The 15129-nt window shown below is 63.6% G+C and carries 15 protein-coding genes; 7 read left to right on the forward strand and 8 right to left on the reverse strand.

Annotated features, from left to right (window positions below; all coding sequences use genetic code 11):
• Nucleotides 1-321: 321 nt before the first annotated feature.
• From NKH57_RS06030 to NKH57_RS06045, 4 genes are all read left to right on the forward strand, one after another.
• Nucleotides 322-1518: an amidase gene (locus NKH57_RS06030; protein ID WP_352942584.1), complete on the forward strand. Its 1197-nt coding sequence runs from the start codon at nucleotides 322-324 to the stop codon at nucleotides 1516-1518.
• A 2-nt stretch (nucleotides 1519-1520) separates the two neighbouring features.
• The gene (locus NKH57_RS06035; RefSeq protein ID WP_352599677.1) at nucleotides 1521-2420 is read left to right on the forward strand and encodes a LysR family transcriptional regulator; all 900 of its coding nucleotides are present in this window, start codon (nucleotides 1521-1523) and stop codon (nucleotides 2418-2420) included.
• A gap of 87 nt (nucleotides 2421-2507) precedes the next feature.
• Nucleotides 2508-3176, forward strand: coding sequence for a DUF1007 family protein (locus NKH57_RS06040; protein ID WP_352599675.1), 669 nt, complete (start codon nucleotides 2508-2510; stop codon nucleotides 3174-3176).
• Nucleotides 3173-4366, forward strand: coding sequence for a nickel/cobalt transporter (locus NKH57_RS06045; protein ID WP_352942588.1), 1194 nt, complete (start codon nucleotides 3173-3175; stop codon nucleotides 4364-4366). Before NKH57_RS06040 ends, NKH57_RS06045 begins: the two co-directional genes overlap by 4 nt.
• 24 nt (nucleotides 4367-4390) lie before the next feature.
• Here the strand turns inward: NKH57_RS06045 and denD are convergent, their stop codons facing one another.
• The 4 genes from denD to NKH57_RS06065 form a co-directional block, all read right to left on the reverse strand.
• Complete coding sequence (gene denD, locus NKH57_RS06050) at nucleotides 4391-5368, reverse strand: D-erythronate dehydrogenase (RefSeq protein WP_352942591.1); 978 nt, start codon at nucleotides 5366-5368, stop codon at nucleotides 4391-4393.
• 16 nt (nucleotides 5369-5384) lie between these two features.
• On the reverse strand, nucleotides 5385-5597 hold the full coding sequence (locus NKH57_RS06055) for a hypothetical protein (RefSeq protein ID WP_352829157.1): 213 nt from the start codon (nucleotides 5595-5597) through the stop codon (nucleotides 5385-5387).
• 78 nt (nucleotides 5598-5675) lie between these two features.
• Nucleotides 5676-6695, reverse strand: coding sequence for a cation diffusion facilitator family transporter (locus NKH57_RS06060; protein ID WP_502907264.1), 1020 nt, complete (start codon nucleotides 6693-6695; stop codon nucleotides 5676-5678).
• Nucleotides 6696-6722: 27 nt separating this feature from the next.
• Nucleotides 6723-7409 (reverse strand): GNAT family N-acetyltransferase, encoded by a 687-nt coding sequence (locus NKH57_RS06065; RefSeq protein ID WP_352942594.1) that lies wholly within the window; start codon nucleotides 7407-7409, stop codon nucleotides 6723-6725.
• 83 nt (nucleotides 7410-7492) lie between these two features.
• On the opposite strand from NKH57_RS06065, the gene NKH57_RS06070 reads away from it, so the two are divergent.
• Both NKH57_RS06070 and NKH57_RS06075 read left to right on the forward strand, forming a co-directional pair.
• Nucleotides 7493-8677, forward strand: a complete 1185-nt coding sequence (locus tag NKH57_RS06070; RefSeq protein ID WP_352942597.1) for a pyridoxal phosphate-dependent aminotransferase — start codon at nucleotides 7493-7495, stop codon at nucleotides 8675-8677.
• A gap of 58 nt (nucleotides 8678-8735) precedes the next feature.
• Nucleotides 8736-9110: a YciI family protein gene (locus tag NKH57_RS06075; RefSeq protein WP_352829165.1), complete on the forward strand. Its 375-nt coding sequence runs from the start codon at nucleotides 8736-8738 to the stop codon at nucleotides 9108-9110.
• Here the strand turns inward: NKH57_RS06075 and NKH57_RS06080 are convergent, their stop codons facing one another.
• The 3 genes from NKH57_RS06080 to trhO all read right to left on the reverse strand — a co-directional run bounded on the left by NKH57_RS06080 (nucleotide 9111) and on the right by trhO (nucleotide 11952).
• A complete protein-coding gene (locus NKH57_RS06080; RefSeq protein WP_023759759.1) occupies nucleotides 9111-9866 on the reverse strand; it encodes an SDR family oxidoreductase in 756 nt (251 codons plus the stop codon). It abuts the gene before it with no gap.
• A 307-nt stretch (nucleotides 9867-10173) separates the two neighbouring features.
• Nucleotides 10174-10911: a tellurite resistance TerB family protein gene (locus NKH57_RS06085; protein WP_023759758.1), complete on the reverse strand. Its 738-nt coding sequence runs from the start codon at nucleotides 10909-10911 to the stop codon at nucleotides 10174-10176.
• A 120-nt stretch (nucleotides 10912-11031) separates the two neighbouring features.
• A complete protein-coding gene (gene trhO, locus NKH57_RS06090) occupies nucleotides 11032-11952 on the reverse strand; it encodes an oxygen-dependent tRNA uridine(34) hydroxylase TrhO (RefSeq protein WP_352942601.1) in 921 nt (306 codons plus the stop codon).
• A 259-nt stretch (nucleotides 11953-12211) separates the two neighbouring features.
• On the opposite strand from trhO, the gene NKH57_RS06095 reads away from it, so the two are divergent.
• On the forward strand, nucleotides 12212-12850 hold the full coding sequence (locus tag NKH57_RS06095) for a 2-dehydro-3-deoxy-phosphogluconate aldolase (protein ID WP_352942604.1): 639 nt from the start codon (nucleotides 12212-12214) through the stop codon (nucleotides 12848-12850).
• Nucleotides 12851-13059: 209 nt separating this feature from the next.
• Here NKH57_RS06095 and mepK read toward each other — a convergent pair whose 3' ends face one another.
• Nucleotides 13060-14889 (reverse strand): peptidoglycan L,D-endopeptidase MepK, encoded by a 1830-nt coding sequence (mepK, locus tag NKH57_RS06100; RefSeq protein ID WP_352942607.1) that lies wholly within the window; start codon nucleotides 14887-14889, stop codon nucleotides 13060-13062.
• Between the last annotated feature and the right edge of the window lie 240 nt (nucleotides 14890-15129).

The following is a 15129-nucleotide window of genomic DNA, read 5'->3' on the forward strand; positions in this document are numbered from 1 at the left end:
ACTGCCGGCAATGAAGGTGTGCCTCTTCAGTAACCCCGGTCTTTGGACAACCGGCAGAACACCAGAAAGGCCCGCACCGTCGTTGCTTCAAGGTGTCCTCGGGCTTGCGGTTGGCCGCTAGACCGACTGGAGGGGTTAGCTCCAGTTACCTTACCGATTTCCCTCACCATTCGAGGATCGGCGGACACCCACAGGCACGTGCGACTTTGGGCAAGCGCGATATAAGGTTGAACGATTTCACAATCAATAAAAATCGTATCCAAGGTTGTAAAATTCCTTGCATCGAACAATGCTGCGCCAACCGTATCCGGATAGCGAACGATGACAGGCACGCACGGCCCTCCAAACGCCTTTCTCGACCTTCGCCAGATGCCGGTGGCGCATGCCGAAACTGGCCCTCTGGCCGGCTTGCGGCTGGCCGTCAAGGACATCTACGACGTCGCCGGCTACCGCACCGGTTGCGGCAACTTGCAGAAATTCGCAGACAGCCCCGCCGCCTCGCGCACGGCGCAGGCCGTGCAAGTGATTCTCGATGCCGGGGCGCGCTTCGTCGGCAAGACCCAGACCGACGAGCTTGCCTTCGCGCTGTTCGGCCAGAATGCGCATTTTTCGTTTCCGGTGAACCCGGCCGCGCCCGACCGTGTCACCGGCGGCTCGTCATCGGGATCGGCGGCGGCGGTGGCGGGCAGGCTTGCCGATATCGCCACCGGCTCCGACACCGGCGGCTCGATCCGCGCGCCGGCGAGTTTTTGCGGACTGATCGGGCTGCGCACCACGCATGGCCGCATTTCGCTCGATGGCACGATGAAGCTGGCCCCGAGCTTCGACACGTTCGGCTGGTTCGCCGACGACATCGAGACTTACGAGACCGCTGGCAGGCTGCTGCTCGGCCGCGACCCGCACCAGCACACACTCGACCGGCCGTTGGCGCTGGACTGGCTGGATGGGATGGTCCACCACCCGGCGCTTGCCGAATATGCCCGAATGAAGGCACTGGCGAGTACGGTATTCGGTGCGCCAGCGACGGCAATGACGCGCTTCACCTCATCTCCCGATAAACTCTACTGGTGCTTTCGCCGGCTGCAGGCCAAGGAGGCCTGGGCCGTGCATGGCGATTGGATAACCAGCGGCGAGCGCGACCTCGGTCCGGGCGTCGAAGAGCGCTTCGGCTTCGGCCGTGCCGTCGACGACAAAACAGCCCAGGCGGAGAAAATGCGCCGACAGACCTTTCGCGGCGAACTGAGCGTCCTGCTGGGCAAGGACGGCTTCCTTATCCTGCCGACGGTGCCGGGCCCAGCTCCCTACGTGAACAGCACGCCGGAGCAGTTCCAGGCCTATCGCGAACGAGCGCTTCAACTTCTGTGCCTGGCCGGCCTGTCCGGTTTTCCACAGATCACCCTGCCCATCGGCTCGGTCGCCGGCGCCCCGTTCGGCCTGTCGCTGCTTGGCCCTTCCGGCAGCGACATTGCCCTGATACGGCTCGGCCGGAAACTTCTCGACGCCGCACGAAAGGCCTGACCATGGACACACTGACCCGCATGCGTGCCTTCATCGACGTGGTCGAGGCCGAGGGCTTTTCGGCGGCGGCACGCAAGATCGGCCGTTCCAAGGCCCTTTTGTCGAAATATGTGCGCGAACTGGAGGACGAACTCGGCGCGCTGCTGCTCAACCGCACCACGCGCCAGTTCTCCATGACCGAGGCCGGCCACACCTATTACCGGCGCGCCTCGGAGATCGTGCGCGAGGTCGACAGCCTGGCCGACGCCGTGCGCGAATCTTCCGGCGACGTGCGTGGCCGGATCAAGCTGTCGGCGCCGCGCACCTTCGCCGACGCGCCGGTCGGCCAGTCGCTGATCGATTTCGCCAAGCAGCATCCCGACATCGTGCTCGACGTCCAGCTCGACGACCGCTTCGTCGATTTGGTCGAGGAAGGCTTCGACCTCGCGGTACGCATCTCGCGGCTCGAGAACTCGTCGCTGATCGCCAGGCGGCTGGCGCCATTTTCTGTAAAGCTCTGTGCCTCTCCCGAACTGATCGCCAAGCATGGCATGCCGACGCGGCCGCAGGATCTTAGCCGCATGCCCTGTATCGTCGACACCAATGGCCGCGGATTGAGCAACTGGCCGTTCAAGGGCGACAATGGCGATCCGATGAGCGTTTCGGTGTCGGGTCCCATCGAGGTCAACAGCCCGATGACGGCGCGTGCGGCGACCGTGGCCGGGTTGGGGTTTTCCGTCCTGCCGGATTTTATCGCCGCGCCCGACCTCGAGAGCGGCCGGCTGGTGTCGGTGATGGATGACCGTATCCTGCCGGGCGGCGGCATATTCGCCGTCTACCCGCACCGCCGTTACCTGCCCGCCAAGGTTCGCGTTTTCGTCGATTTCCTGGTGCAGTGGTTCAGGACGCGTGAAGCTGCCTGACCCATTCAGTCGAGTCCCGGTCCCAATTTCGCCCCCTTTCTGATAACTCTCGACATCACTCCGAGGCCCATGGAATCGCGACTGAGAATGCACCTGAAACGGCACGCAATCATGCTGGCTTCGGCCTTGGCGGCAACCATTGCCGCCACCGGACCGGCTGAGGTGCACCCGCACGTCTTCGCCGAGGCCCGCCTGGACGTGATCCTCTCCCCGGATCACCAAAGTGTGAAAGCGTTGCGGCATCTCTGGCGCTTCGACGATCTCTTCTCCAGCACGGTGATGATGGAGTTCGACAAGAACTCCGACCTGAAGCTCGACGACAAGGAGCTGAAGGAGGTCGCCGACACCGTCCACGCCTCGCTGGCCGAATTCAACTATTTCCAGCTCGTCACCGTCGACGGCAAGGACGTGGCGATGACGCCGCCGCCGCATCTGATGGCCAATTTCGACAACGACCAGTTGATCATCCTGTTCGAGTCCGAGCCGAAAGTGCCGATCAAGCTCAACGGCAAGATAGATATCGGAGTCTACGATCCGACGTTCTACACCGCGATCGACTTCACCGACGATTCCAACATCACGGTTGAAGGCCTGCCGTCGAACTGCACCAGCAAGGTGATCCGTCCGGACCCGGACGAGGCCATCAAGGAAAACCAGAAGACCCTCACCGATGCCTTCTTCAACGATCCGACAGGCACCGACATGAGCAAGATCTTCGCCACCAAGCTCGAACTGACCTGTCAGCCAGAAGGATGAAGCCGGTGACGAAACCGTCCCTGCGTTTGGCATTCGGCCTGTTGGCCGCCACTGTCGTCATGATGCATTTCGCCAACTCCGCCCATGCCCAGAGTTCGCTCGGCATCGGCGTCAATGACGGCATCGCGCCCAGCACCGGCCCCTTCGCCCACATACTGATGTGGATCAATCTGCGGCAGCAGGAATTCTATCGTGCGCTGGCAACTGCAATGAAGGCGATGCGCCAGGACGGCAGCAAGATTTGGATACTCGTCGGCCTGTCCTTCGCCTACGGCATCTTCCACGCCGCCGGCCCGGGCCACGGCAAGGCGGTGATCTCGTCCTACATGGTCGCCAACGAAGTGGCGCTGCGGCGCGGCATCCTGTTGTCCTTCGTCTCGGCGCTGCTGCAGGGCCTCACGGCGGTCGCGGTGATGGGGGTAGCCTATTTCGTCCTGCGCGGCACCTCCGTGACGATGACGGACGCGGCCTGGTTCATGGAGATCATGAGCTTTGTCTTCGTCACCCTGTTTGGCGCCTGGCTGCTGTGGCGCAAGCTCGGCCCTGCCGTCCTGCGCTTGTTTGGCAAAGGTCCCGCCTACAGCCTGTCGGCGGCGCACGCCGGCCATTCTCATGGTGGCCATTCTCATGCCGGTCATTCGCATGCCGCTCACAGCCATTCGGCGCATGCCCATTCGCATGCGCTGCAGGTGCATCACGATCATGACCACGTGCACAACCATTCCCACGATCATCACGACCACGGAACGCATGACCATGATCACGCCACCCACGATCATGCCCATCACGATCACGCGGCGGGCGAGGTTTGCGACACCTGCGGCCATTCGCATGCACCCGATCCGGCGCTGCTGTCGGGCGATCGCTTCGACTGGCGCACCGCCTGGTCGGCGGTGGCGGCGGTCGGCATCCGCCCCTGTTCCGGCGCGCTGATCGTGCTCAGCTTCGCCCTGCTCAACGGTCTCTGGCTCGGCGGCCTTCTGTCGGTGCTGGCGATGTCGCTGGGTACCGCGATCACCGTCTCGGCGCTGGCGACACTGGCGGTGACGGCAAAGAACTGGGCGGTGTATTTCGCCGGTGATGGCCGCATGGGCAACCGCATCCACTCGATCGTCGAGATCGGCGGCGCCGCCTTCGTGTTCCTGTTCGGACTGTTGCTTTTGTCGGCGAGCCTGGCGTCAGGCGGATGATATCCCCACCGTAGTGCTGCGGGTTTAACTCGCGATCTTGCCGCCCAATTCATCCTCGATATGCGCGCGGATGATCTCGCCGAAACTCTTTTCGGCGACAAAGCCGAGCTCCCTCGACCGTCGCGCTTCGAACCTTGTCGGCCAGCCCTTGACGATCGCCCAGATCGTTTCGTCCGGCTCCTCGCGGATCAGGCTTACCGCCTTTGGCCCGGCGATGCGTTCCAGCGCCTCGATCTGCTCGCCAACGGTGACGGCGACGCCGGGCATCGTCAGATTGCGGCGCGGCCCGACAGCGGCGCCATCGATCTCCGCAGCATGGATCAGGAAATTGACCGCCGAACGCGGGCTGGCGTGGGTGTGCACGACCGAACGCGGCACTGGCAGGATCGCCTCGTGGCCGCTCAAGGGTTCGCGGATGATGCCGGAGAAGAAGCCGGACGCCGCCTTGTTCGGCTTGCCGGGTCGCACGCAGATGGTCGGCAGCCGGATGCCGATGCCATCGAAGAAGCCGCGCCTGGTAGAGTCGGCCAGCAGCGCTTCGCTCATCTGCTTCTGGGTGCCGTAGGAGGTCAGCGGCGTCGGATGGAATTCGTCCGGTATGACATCCGGGAACGGCGCGCCGAACACCGCGATCGACGAGGTGAAGACGACACGCGGTGCAAAGCCCGCCAGGCGAATGGCATCGAACAGCGCGCGCGTGCCATCGAGATTGACGCGGTAGCCGAGTTCGAAATTTGCCTCCGCCTCGCCGGAGACGATGCCGGCGAGATGGAAGACGACATCGGGGCGCGATGCGACCAGGCGCTCAGTGGCACCCGCCTCGGCTAGATCGCCGGTGTGGAGGGTGATGCTGGCCCCGTCCATGCTAGGTGCCTGCGGCGGCACGATATCGTGCAGTTCGAGCGCGGTGATCTTGCCGCCGCGCAACGTGCCGTCCTTGGCCAGCCGGGCGATGAGCTTGCGGCCGACCATACCCGCGGCGCCGGTGATCAGAATGCGCATGTCGAAAATCCCTTGCCTATTTACCCTGGTTTTTGCGCTGGTTGCGGGCCCGCAGCCAGAACACCGAGAAGAACGCCAGCACGAAGACGATGGCAAAGACGCCGGCCAGCACGGTCGAAAGGCTGCCGAGCGCCAGCATCATGGTCGGCAGATAGTAGGCGCCGACGCCGAACAGAAGCATGATCCACACCGCTGCGATGGCCGCATTCCTGGTGTCGCGATCCATCATGCCGCGTCCGGGCAGTGGGCGTTCATCAAGCTGGTTTTCAAGGTTTGGAACTCCTGAGGCAGGACCAATCGATCGGTCCTAGTGATGGTGGTCGTGATGCGCGGCCGCTTCATGCCCGTGCTCATGCCCGTGCTCATGGCCGTGGCTATCGTCGGCGCACTGTCCGAATTCCGGTTCCACGGTGGCATGGCTGATGCCGTGCTCGCTGGCAAGCCGCTTCTTGACGGCGCTGACCGCCTGGTGCGCGTCGACGCCCTCGTCGAGGCAGGCATGCAGCGTCGCCATGTTGCTGGTTCCGTCGAGCGACCAGACATGCATGTGATGCACTTCGCGGACGCCCGGGACCGTCGTTTCGATGTCCATGGCTATGAGATCACGGTCGAGGCTGGGCGGCACGCCTTCGAGCAGGACATGGGCGGCTGCGCGCATCAGCGACCATGCCGTATACAGGATCAGCAGCGAGACCAGGACCGACAGGATCGGGTCTATCGGCGTCCAGCCGGTCGCCAGGATAACCAACGCAGCCGCGATGGCGGCGGCTGAGCCGAGCAGGTCGCCCAGCACATGCAGGATGGCGCCGCGCATGTTCAGGTTCTCGCGATCGCCGCCATGCAGCACCAGGAAGGACCCGATATTGACCAGCAGCCCGAGGATCGCGACCACCAGCATCGGGCCGCCAAGCACCGGAGCCGGTGCCTGCAGCCGCCTCCATGCCTCGTAGACGATCCACAGCGCGATGACGAAGATGGCGATGCCGTTGGTATAGGCCACCAGCGTCTTGACCCGGCCGAAGCCATAGGTGAGGCGCACGGTCGCCGGACGCCCCGCTAGATGAAACGCATACCAGGCAAGGCCGAGCGCGATCGAATCGGCGAGCATGTGGCCGGCATCGGCCAACAATGCCAGTGAGCCGGTAAGGATGCCGCCGAGCGCTTCGGCGACCATGAAGCCGCCAGTCAGGCAGGCCGCGGTAAGCACGCGTTTCTTGTCGGTCGAGCCATGCACATGACCGGGCCCATGATCGTGGCCAATGTGATCGTGCCCAGTGTGATCGCGCCCGGTGTGATCATGCCCGCTGTGATCGTGGGTGTGGGCCAATGGCATACTCCCGTTACGCGCCTGATCTCACGCACCGAACTGCGCGCGAAAATCCTCAAGCCGTCGCTTCTGCTGGCCGTCGCCATCGAAATTAGCCGGATCGAGCCACGCTTCATAGGCCTTGCGCAAGGCCGGCCACTCCTTGTCGATGATCGAATACCATGCCGTATCGCGGTTTTCACCCTTGACGATGAGATGCTGGCGGAAAATGCCCTCGAACTTGAAGCCGAACCGTTCTGCCGCCCGCTTAGATGGCTCGTTGCGGTTGTTGCATTTCCATTCGTAGCGGCGATAGCCGAGCTCGTCGAAGATGTATCTCATGAACAGGAACTGCGCTTCGGTCGCCGCCGGCTTGCGCGAGATGATTGGTCCCCAGTAGATGTTGCCGATCTCGATGACGCCGTAGGCCGGATCGATGCGCATCAGTGTCTGGCGCCCGGCGATCTTGCCGCTGGCCTTGTCGATAACCGTGAAGAACAGCGGATCCTCGCTGGCCTCCACCTTGTCCAGCCATGGCTGGAAGGCGGCACGGGTCTCCGGCGGATAGTCGGGCAGCCAGGCGAAGCGCCCATCGACATCGGATACGGACGACGCTTCATAGAGACCGTCGCCGTGTTTTGCAGCGCTCAGCGGCTCAAGCCGGACATACCGGCCGTCGATGGCCTTGCGTTCGGGCCGCGGGCGCGGTTGCCAGTCTTTGAGATTTTCCGACACCGAAAGCTCCAATCCGTTTGACTTTTGCGGCCTGAGGCTCACAAAAACGCGACCCAACAGTAAGAACCACACGGACGGGAAAAATGCTCCACACGATTTCGGCCTTCGACCGTCTCGGCGAGGAAAACGCCTTTGCCGTGCTCGCGAGGGCCACAGCACTGGCCCAACAAGGCCGCGACATCGTCAATCTCGGCATCGGCCAGCCCGACTTCAAGACGCCGCAGCACATCGTCGAGGCGGCGATCAAGGCGCTGCGCGACGGCCATCACGGCTACACGCCGGCCAATGGCCTTTTGGCGACGCGCGAGGCGGTGGTGCGGCGCACGCTGACCACCACCGGCGTAGAGGTGTCGCCCGAAGCGGTGATGATCCTGCCCGGCGGCAAGCCGACCATGTTCGCCGCGATCCTGATGTTCGGCGAGCCTGGCGCCGAGATCCTCTATCCCGATCCGGGCTTCCCCATCTACCGCTCGATGGTCGAGTTCACCGGTGCGGCACCTATTCCAGTACCTATGCGCGAGGAAAACGGCTTTGCCTTCTCCGCAGAGGAAACGCTGGCGCTGATCACCTCCAAGACCAGGTTGTTGATCCTCAATTCGCCCGCGAATCCGACCGGCGGCGTCACGCCGCGGGCCGAGATCGAGAAACTGGTCAAGGGTCTGGAGGCGCATCCCCAGGTCGCCATCCTCTCCGACGAGATCTACGACGTCATGACCTATGACGGCGAGACGCATTGCTCGCTGCTTGGCTTCCCCGGGATCCGCGACCGGCTGATCGTGCTCAATGGCTGGTCGAAGACCTGGGCTATGACCGGCTGGCGCATGGGCTGGTCGATCTGGCCGAATGGCGACAAGGGCGCTCACCTCTACGACAAGGTGCGCAAGCTCGCGGTCAATTGCTGGTCCTGCGTCAACGCGCCGAGCCAGTTTGCCGGCATCGCGGCCATCGACGGCCCGCAGGACGACGTCGACAAGATGATGCGCGCCTTCGACCGCCGCAGGAAGATCGTGGTCGAGGGATTGAACGCCCTGCCTGACATATCCTGCATCACGCCCAAGGGAGCGTTCTACGCCTTCCCCAACGTCTCGAAGACCGGCTGGAAAGCAAAGAAGCTTGCTTCGGCCCTGCTCGACGAGGCCGGCGTGGCATTGATTGGCGGCCCCGATTTCGGCATTCTCGGCGAAGGCTATATCAGGCTCTCCTACGCCAACTCCGAGGAGAACATCTTGCGGGCACTGGAGCGGATCGGAGCGTTCCTGGGCAAGTGAGGCTGTCGGGCCTTGCGACCGGCGCTGGATGTTTGCAATCACGACAGAAGGTGACTCGATGTTTTACGCCATCCTCGCCTACCATGTGGAAGGAGCCATCACCGCACTGACGCCGGAGCAGGACGCCGCATTGATGGCCGACCTGCTCGAAATCAACGATCGGCTTTACCGGGAAGGCAATCTTGGCCCATCGGCGCGGCTTGGGGCGACCCAGTCGGCCTGCACCTTGCGTGGACCGGGCGACGGAACCGTTTTTGACGGGCCGTTCGCCGAGACGAAGGAACAGCTTCTCGGTCTCTATGTCGTAGACTGCGCGACACGCGACGATGCGATCGTTATCGCCCGCGACCTGCGCCGCGTTAATCCGACCGCCGTCTACGAAATCCGTCCAATCGCGCTCTACCTGCCGGGCGTGGCGTTGGCCGGGAAATAACTACCCACGCCCGACGAACGGCATCTTGGTCGCCATCACCGTCATGAACAGCACATTGGCGTCGAGCGGCAGGCTGGCCATGTGGACAACGGCGTCGGCAACGTGCTGAACGTCCATCACCGCTTCGGCAGCGATAGAGCCGTTGGCCTGCGGCACGCCGACCGTCATCGGCTGCGCCATGTCGGTCAGTGCGTTGCCGATGTCGATCTGGCCGCAGGCAATGTCGTAGGGCCTTCCGTCGAGCGCCAGCGTCTTGGTCAGCCCGGTGATGGCATGCTTGGTCGCGGTATAAGGCACGGAGCCCGGGCGCGGCGCGTAGGCCGACACCGAGCCATTGTTGATGATGCGGCCGCCCATCGGGCGCTGCTTGCGCATGGCGCCAAAGGCGGCGCGAGCGCACAAGAACGAACCGGTGAGATTGACGCCGACGATATCGTTCCACACCTCGACCGGGATCTCGTCGATGGGCGTCGATTTGTAGCCCATGCCGGCATTGTTGAAGAGCAGGTCGACGCGGCCGAAGGCCGCCGCCACCGTCTCGAACAGATCGTCGACCTCGCCGGCCTTGCTGATATCGCAGGCAACCGCCAATGCCTTGGCATCGGTGCGGCCAGCCTCGGCGACCGCGGCATCCAGCACCGGCTTGCGGCGCCCGCAAAACACCGTGTTCCAGCCGGCCTTGAGCAGCGCCGTAGCGACGCTCTTGCCGATGCCGGTGCCGGCGCCGGTGACGATGGCGGTTCTTTTTACGGTCATGGCTATTGTCCTCCGAAGCGACGCGCGCTCGCGCTATTTTCCGGGTTTGCGCACGAAGCAAAGGGATCGCAAATGACGGCGGCGATGGCAAGCCGAAGCACAAAGCATGATCCGAAAATTGGGATCCGATTTTGCTCGAGATCATGCTCGGGCGAGCAGATCGTGCCGACAAAAAGGGCGGTCATTGGCGACCGCCCTGATCTGGACCGGGCTTGGGAGGAGGAAAGCCGATCCAACTGGTTAGAATGATGCGCTTGCTGGGTTAACGAAAGGTTAACGCCAGACAAGCCACCTGTGCCGTTTTGGCCTACCAGCGCGGATTGGGTGAAGTTCCGGCCTTGGCCGGCACCTTGGCTGCCGAAACTGTCGCCTCGACATGATCGACCAGCGCATCCGGCAGGCCAAGCCGGCCGGCCAGCAGGTCGAGGTAGCCGCGCTCGGCGCGTGTGTCGGGATCGATGGTCAGGCGCGATGCCGTGTAGAGTTCGAGCTTCTGCGCATCGGTCTGGGCGCCTGCCACCAGCGCGTCGAGGTCGAGCGGGCTCGCCAGCTCCGCCATCAGGAATTTTTCGGCGTCGGAGCCGATGCCCGAAAGACTGAGCTTGCCGGCGATCTTCTGGCGCTCGTCATCGTCGACATGGCCGTCGGCCTTTGCTGCCGAGATCATCGCCCGCACCAGCGTCAGCGTGAATTCGTCCTCGCCTTGCGGCGCCTGCGACGGGTGGAAGGCGGTGTCCTTGGGCGGCGGCAGCAATTCAGGTTCGCCGCCTGCCGGCGCCTCGGCCGGAGCATTGCCGGCCTTGTAGTTCTGGTAAGCCTTGTAGGCGAGCCCGCCGATCGCGGCCAATCCACCGAGCTTCACCGCGGTACCCGTCACCTGGCGGCCGGCACCGGTTCCGAGCAGCACTGCAGCGAGCGCTCCAGCGGCCAGCGGATTGTCCTTGGCCATCTGCACGGCCTGGCCCGCCTTGTCGCGAACGGTGCCACTGGTGCCGGGGATTTGCGAGCCGAGCAGATCGTCGAGAAGCTTCTTGGGATCGAACATACATTGCCTCCAGGATTGCCCGGCCGAACGGGCAGGTTTCGAACGTCGAAGACGTAGGTCCCGAACCCTTGCATTACAATGACAAACCCACGCCTTGCGGCTGTCGATGACAGAGCCAAACTAGGATCCGATGTGCGGATCCCTGCCCCGCGCCTGCGCAAGCTCGACTTGCCGCTGACGCTCGGCATAGCGCTGGCGGTCCTGGTCCGAACGCGCATCGAAGCAATGCGGGCACGAAACACCGGCGGCAAATCTAGGCGATGTCAGGTCGCTCGGCGTCAGCGGATGGCGGCAGGCGCGGCAGAGTTCCGCCTCGCCCTCGGCGAGGCCGTGCGACACAGAAACGCGCTCGTCGAAGACGAAGCACTCGCCTTGCCAGAGGCTCTGTTCGGACGGAACCTCCTCGAGGTATTTGAGGATGCCACCCTTGAGGTGGAATACGTCCTCTAAGCCGAGCGATTTGACGTAGGCGGTCGCCTTTTCGCAGCGTATGCCGCCGGTGCAGAACATCGCGACCTTGCGGCCTTCGAACTCCGCCCGGTGTGCTTCCACCCAGGCCGGGAACTCGCGAAAGCTGGCTGTAGCGGGGTCGATTGCGCCCTTGAAGGTGCCGATCGATACCTCATAGGCGTTGCGCGTGTCGATGACGACAGTGTCGGGCTCGGAAATCAGCGCATTCCAGTCGGCAGGCGCGACATAGGTGCCGGCGCTCGTCGCCGGATCGATATCGGCGATGCCCATGGTGACGATCTCGCGCTTCAGCCGCACCTTCATGCGATGAAACGGCATTTCCGCGGCTACGCTGTATTTGACCTCGAGGCCGGCGAGCCCTTCGACGGCTTCGAGATAATCGATCAGTTGGCCGATCGCCGTTTCGCTGCCGGCCACGGTGCCGTTGATGCCTTCATGCGCCAGAAGCAGCGTGCCCTTGATGCCGCGCCCGCAACAGAAGGCAGCGAGCGGCGCGCGCAGCTCCTCGAAGGCGTCGAGCCGGGCAAACCGGTAGAGCGCCGCGACGCGGAGAGGTTGAAATGGTGTCATGGCCGAAGCCACTAAACGCACCCGCAGGCCGATTCAAGGCAGCGCCGGAATCCAGCCAAGTATCGGCCGCGCGTGACATCGCGACACGCTTCGTTTCATGGACAGAAAAACACCCGTCTGCTAATCGGTTGAATTGCCCTCAAGCGCGTCGCGCCGAAACCAATTCATGCGACGCGCTTTAGGTCTTTGTTTTATGGATGTCGTTTTCCCAAAGCCGGGATCGCTTTGGGGCGACATGCGCTAGGATACGGAGAGACAGATGCCCAGCAAGACCGAAAACCTCCTGTCGCTCCTAAACGGCCAGCCGGTCATCCCGGTGCTGAAGATCGCCAATGTCGCTGATGCCGTGCCCTTGGCCCGCGCCCTGGCACGCGGCGGCCTGCCGGCGATCGAGATCACGCTGAGGACCGCCGACGCGCTTGAGGCGATCCGGCGGGTGGCTGGTGAGGTCGAGGAAGCCATCGTTGGCGCCGGCACCATTCTCGATATCAGGCAGTTCGAAGAGGCAGCGAGCGCAGGCTCGCGATTCATCGTCAGCCCCGGCATCACCCGCGAGCTTCTGGCGGCAGCAAGCGACAGCGCTGTTCCGCTGCTACCCGGCGCCATCACGCCCGGCGAGATCATGGCCGCACGGGAAGCCGGCTTGCGCTTTCTCAAATTCTTCCCGGCTGAGCAGTCGGGCGGCATCGCCTCACTGAAGGCCTTCGCCTCGCCGCTTGCCGATGTGAAATTCTGCCCGACCGGCGGCATCACCGGCAAGAACGCAGCCGATTATCTCAGCCTGCCCAATGTCATCTGCGTCGGCGGCTCCTGGGTGGCCCCGGACGATATGGTCAAGGCCGGCAAGTGGGACGAGATCGAAGCCCTGGCGCGTGCGGCAAGCAAGCTGGCGAAGTAAGGCCTTCGTCGCCGCATGAAAACCCGGCCGGCTTCCGTCGACCGGGTTGCGTTCCTGCTGCGAGCAGGGTCCGTCGCAGGTTTCGAGCCATCCGCGATCACTGCGATGTCACACCGGAGTGATCCGCCGATGGCAGCGGCATAGCGGCTGGTCTCGCAGCAAAAAGCCGCGCAGGTTGCCCAGCGTGGCTTTGTCGATTGGCTGATCGCTCACTTGGTCTGGAAGCGGGCGACCGAGAGGAACTTGACCGCGTTGCCTGTAAAGCGGTTGGCATCAGCCATCTGGTTGTCCTGCTGGAAGCCGGCCGTGTAGACCTCGCTCGGCGCCGTGTGCACGATGCTGTAGGCGTAGCCCGGCGCTGTCGTCGCGCTCGAGACGGTGGCGACATGCTCGCCGCTGGTCAGCGCCCAGCGGGCGGCCTGCGGTGCGGCGGCAACCACCATGGCCTTGGGGCCTGGCTTCAGGTCGCGCGCGGTGGCTCTCGATTCCTTGCGGGTGGTTTTCACGCCGGCACCGATCGCGGCGACCGGATCGGAGCCGGCCGGGCGGGCAACGACAGCCTCGCGCGGCGATGCGGCATCATTACCCGACGGATCGTTGAAGGCCGAACGCGGCTCGGACTCGGACAATGAAGCAACCTGGTATTCACCGGCCGCGCCGACCTGGGCATTGGCCTCGTCGAGAACGGCCTTGACCGCGTCCGGCCGAGCCATCTCGGGGCGCGCCGTCGGCAGCACCGAGAACGCGTCGGTCGCGGTCTTGCTGTGCTCAGCCGTATCGGCCAACGCCATCAGCACGGTCTTGCTGGGGGACGCAGCCAGAGCGGCTGGCAGAGAAGCGTCGGGGCGCCATGTCGGCAACGGTATGTTGTTGACGGCAATTTGGGCCGGATCAGCCGAAGCCGCTGCGTCGGCCATGCCGAAAGGAACGGTAGCCGGCGCATGTGCGGTCGCCACGGCCTGCTCGGTGGTGGCTGTCGCATCCGCCATCCCAAAAGGAACGCTTTCAGGCGGCTGAGCGCCGACATCGGCCTTCGGCCGCGGTGCGAAATCAGGCAACGGAATACTGCGTGCAGGCAATGCCGCTATGATCGTCTCCGGCGTGTCCTGTTCAGGCTCGGGGGCCTGCTCCTCGGTCACCTGCGGAATCTCGGCGCGCTGCGCGTTATCCGGCGCCACGATGGCGATGCCTGGCAGGTTGCCGGTCTTTGCTGCCTCGGCCGGCTTCAGGTTTCTCGCCTTGGGCGGAGGTGCAGCCGAAGCGGTCTCGACATCGGCGCTGTCGTCGGCCTCGTCGTCGCCGCCGCCAAAAAAGGCCGACAGGAACCCGCCTGATTTCTTGCCGCTGCCACCAGCGCTGGCCAACTCGATGGCCGGCGAGCCCGAACCCTTGCGCGCCTTGTAGGAGGCGAGCGCCTGCTCAAAGCCGGGCAGCGGCCTGCCGTCGCTCGGCACATGCAGCGTCTTGCCATTGGGGAACAGGCTGACCAGTTCCTGGCGGCTGATGCCGGGCCAATGGCGCACATTGCCGACATCCATATGGACGAAGGGCGAACCGGAAGACGGATAGTAGCCGACGCCACCGCCCTGCATCTTGAGACCGATATTGCGCAGCTTCTTCAGCGGCACGCCGGGAATGTAGAAATCCATCGCCTTGCCGAGCATGTGCTGGCTCTTCTCGGCGACGCCCCGGCTGCGGCTGCGCAGCATCGAGTTCGTCGACGGCGAGCGATAGCCGCAGACGACCTGGATGTAGTCCGTGGCGCCGGCTTCCCGGTACGCTTCCCAGACCAGATCGAGCAGACGCGGATCCATCTTGGTCGGCTCGTTGCGACGCCAGTCGCGCAGAATGATGTTGATCTTCCTGAGACCCTCCGGGACGTAGCGGCCGTTGCGCTTGTAGACGATCTCGGCCTTCTCGTGTGTATGGAGGTGATAGAGCTTCAGCGAACGTGTTTCGGCGCTAGCTCCGGTCGCAGCCGCGGCAACAAAACCAAGTGCGACAATCAATGCCGCCAGCCACTTCGGCCAGACGTTCACTTGATGGTGCCGCCCGTTTGTGTGTCGTTCGATTCTGTCCAAATCAAAAGGCCCTGCAGGCTGCCGTTTGTCCCCGGATTTGTCCAAACGGATGTGTCGTGATCACATCCGAATATCGATCCTAATGGTTAATCATCGCTTATTGAAGTCGAAATGCGGTAACACCGTGGCGATATCCCGCCAAAAATTGTACACGGGGTTTCTTGGTAAACCACTGGTTTAGATCATGTTTCCGCCTTT

Origin of the sequence: Mesorhizobium sp. M1050 (assembly GCF_040318715.1) — a bacterium.
Taxonomy (GTDB): domain Bacteria; phylum Pseudomonadota; class Alphaproteobacteria; order Rhizobiales; family Rhizobiaceae; genus Mesorhizobium.

What these genes read in the sequence shown, in the direction of transcription:
- NKH57_RS06085 (WP_023759758.1), bottom strand. Translation starts at nt 10,911, where the DNA reads ATGTTCGATCCCAAGAAGCTTCTCGACGATCTGCTCGGCTCGCAAATC.
- NKH57_RS06045 (WP_352942588.1), top strand. Translation starts at nt 3,173, where the DNA reads ATGAAGCCGGTGACGAAACCGTCCCTGCGTTTGGCATTCGGCCTGTTG.
- trhO (WP_352942601.1), bottom strand. Translation starts at nt 11,952, where the DNA reads ATGACACCATTTCAACCTCTCCGCGTCGCGGCGCTCTACCGGTTTGCC.
- NKH57_RS06040 (WP_352599675.1), top strand. Translation starts at nt 2,508, where the DNA reads ATGCACCTGAAACGGCACGCAATCATGCTGGCTTCGGCCTTGGCGGCA.
- NKH57_RS06030 (WP_352942584.1), top strand. Translation starts at nt 322, where the DNA reads ATGACAGGCACGCACGGCCCTCCAAACGCCTTTCTCGACCTTCGCCAG.
- NKH57_RS06070 (WP_352942597.1), top strand. Translation starts at nt 7,493, where the DNA reads ATGCTCCACACGATTTCGGCCTTCGACCGTCTCGGCGAGGAAAACGCC.
- NKH57_RS06075 (WP_352829165.1), top strand. Translation starts at nt 8,736, where the DNA reads ATGTTTTACGCCATCCTCGCCTACCATGTGGAAGGAGCCATCACCGCA.
- denD (WP_352942591.1), bottom strand. Translation starts at nt 5,368, where the DNA reads ATGCGCATTCTGATCACCGGCGCCGCGGGTATGGTCGGCCGCAAGCTC.
- NKH57_RS06095 (WP_352942604.1), top strand. Translation starts at nt 12,212, where the DNA reads ATGCCCAGCAAGACCGAAAACCTCCTGTCGCTCCTAAACGGCCAGCCG.
- NKH57_RS06080 (WP_023759759.1), bottom strand. Translation starts at nt 9,866, where the DNA reads ATGACCGTAAAAAGAACCGCCATCGTCACCGGCGCCGGCACCGGCATC.
- NKH57_RS06035 (WP_352599677.1), top strand. Translation starts at nt 1,521, where the DNA reads ATGGACACACTGACCCGCATGCGTGCCTTCATCGACGTGGTCGAGGCC.
- NKH57_RS06055 (WP_352829157.1), bottom strand. Translation starts at nt 5,597, where the DNA reads ATGATGGATCGCGACACCAGGAATGCGGCCATCGCAGCGGTGTGGATC.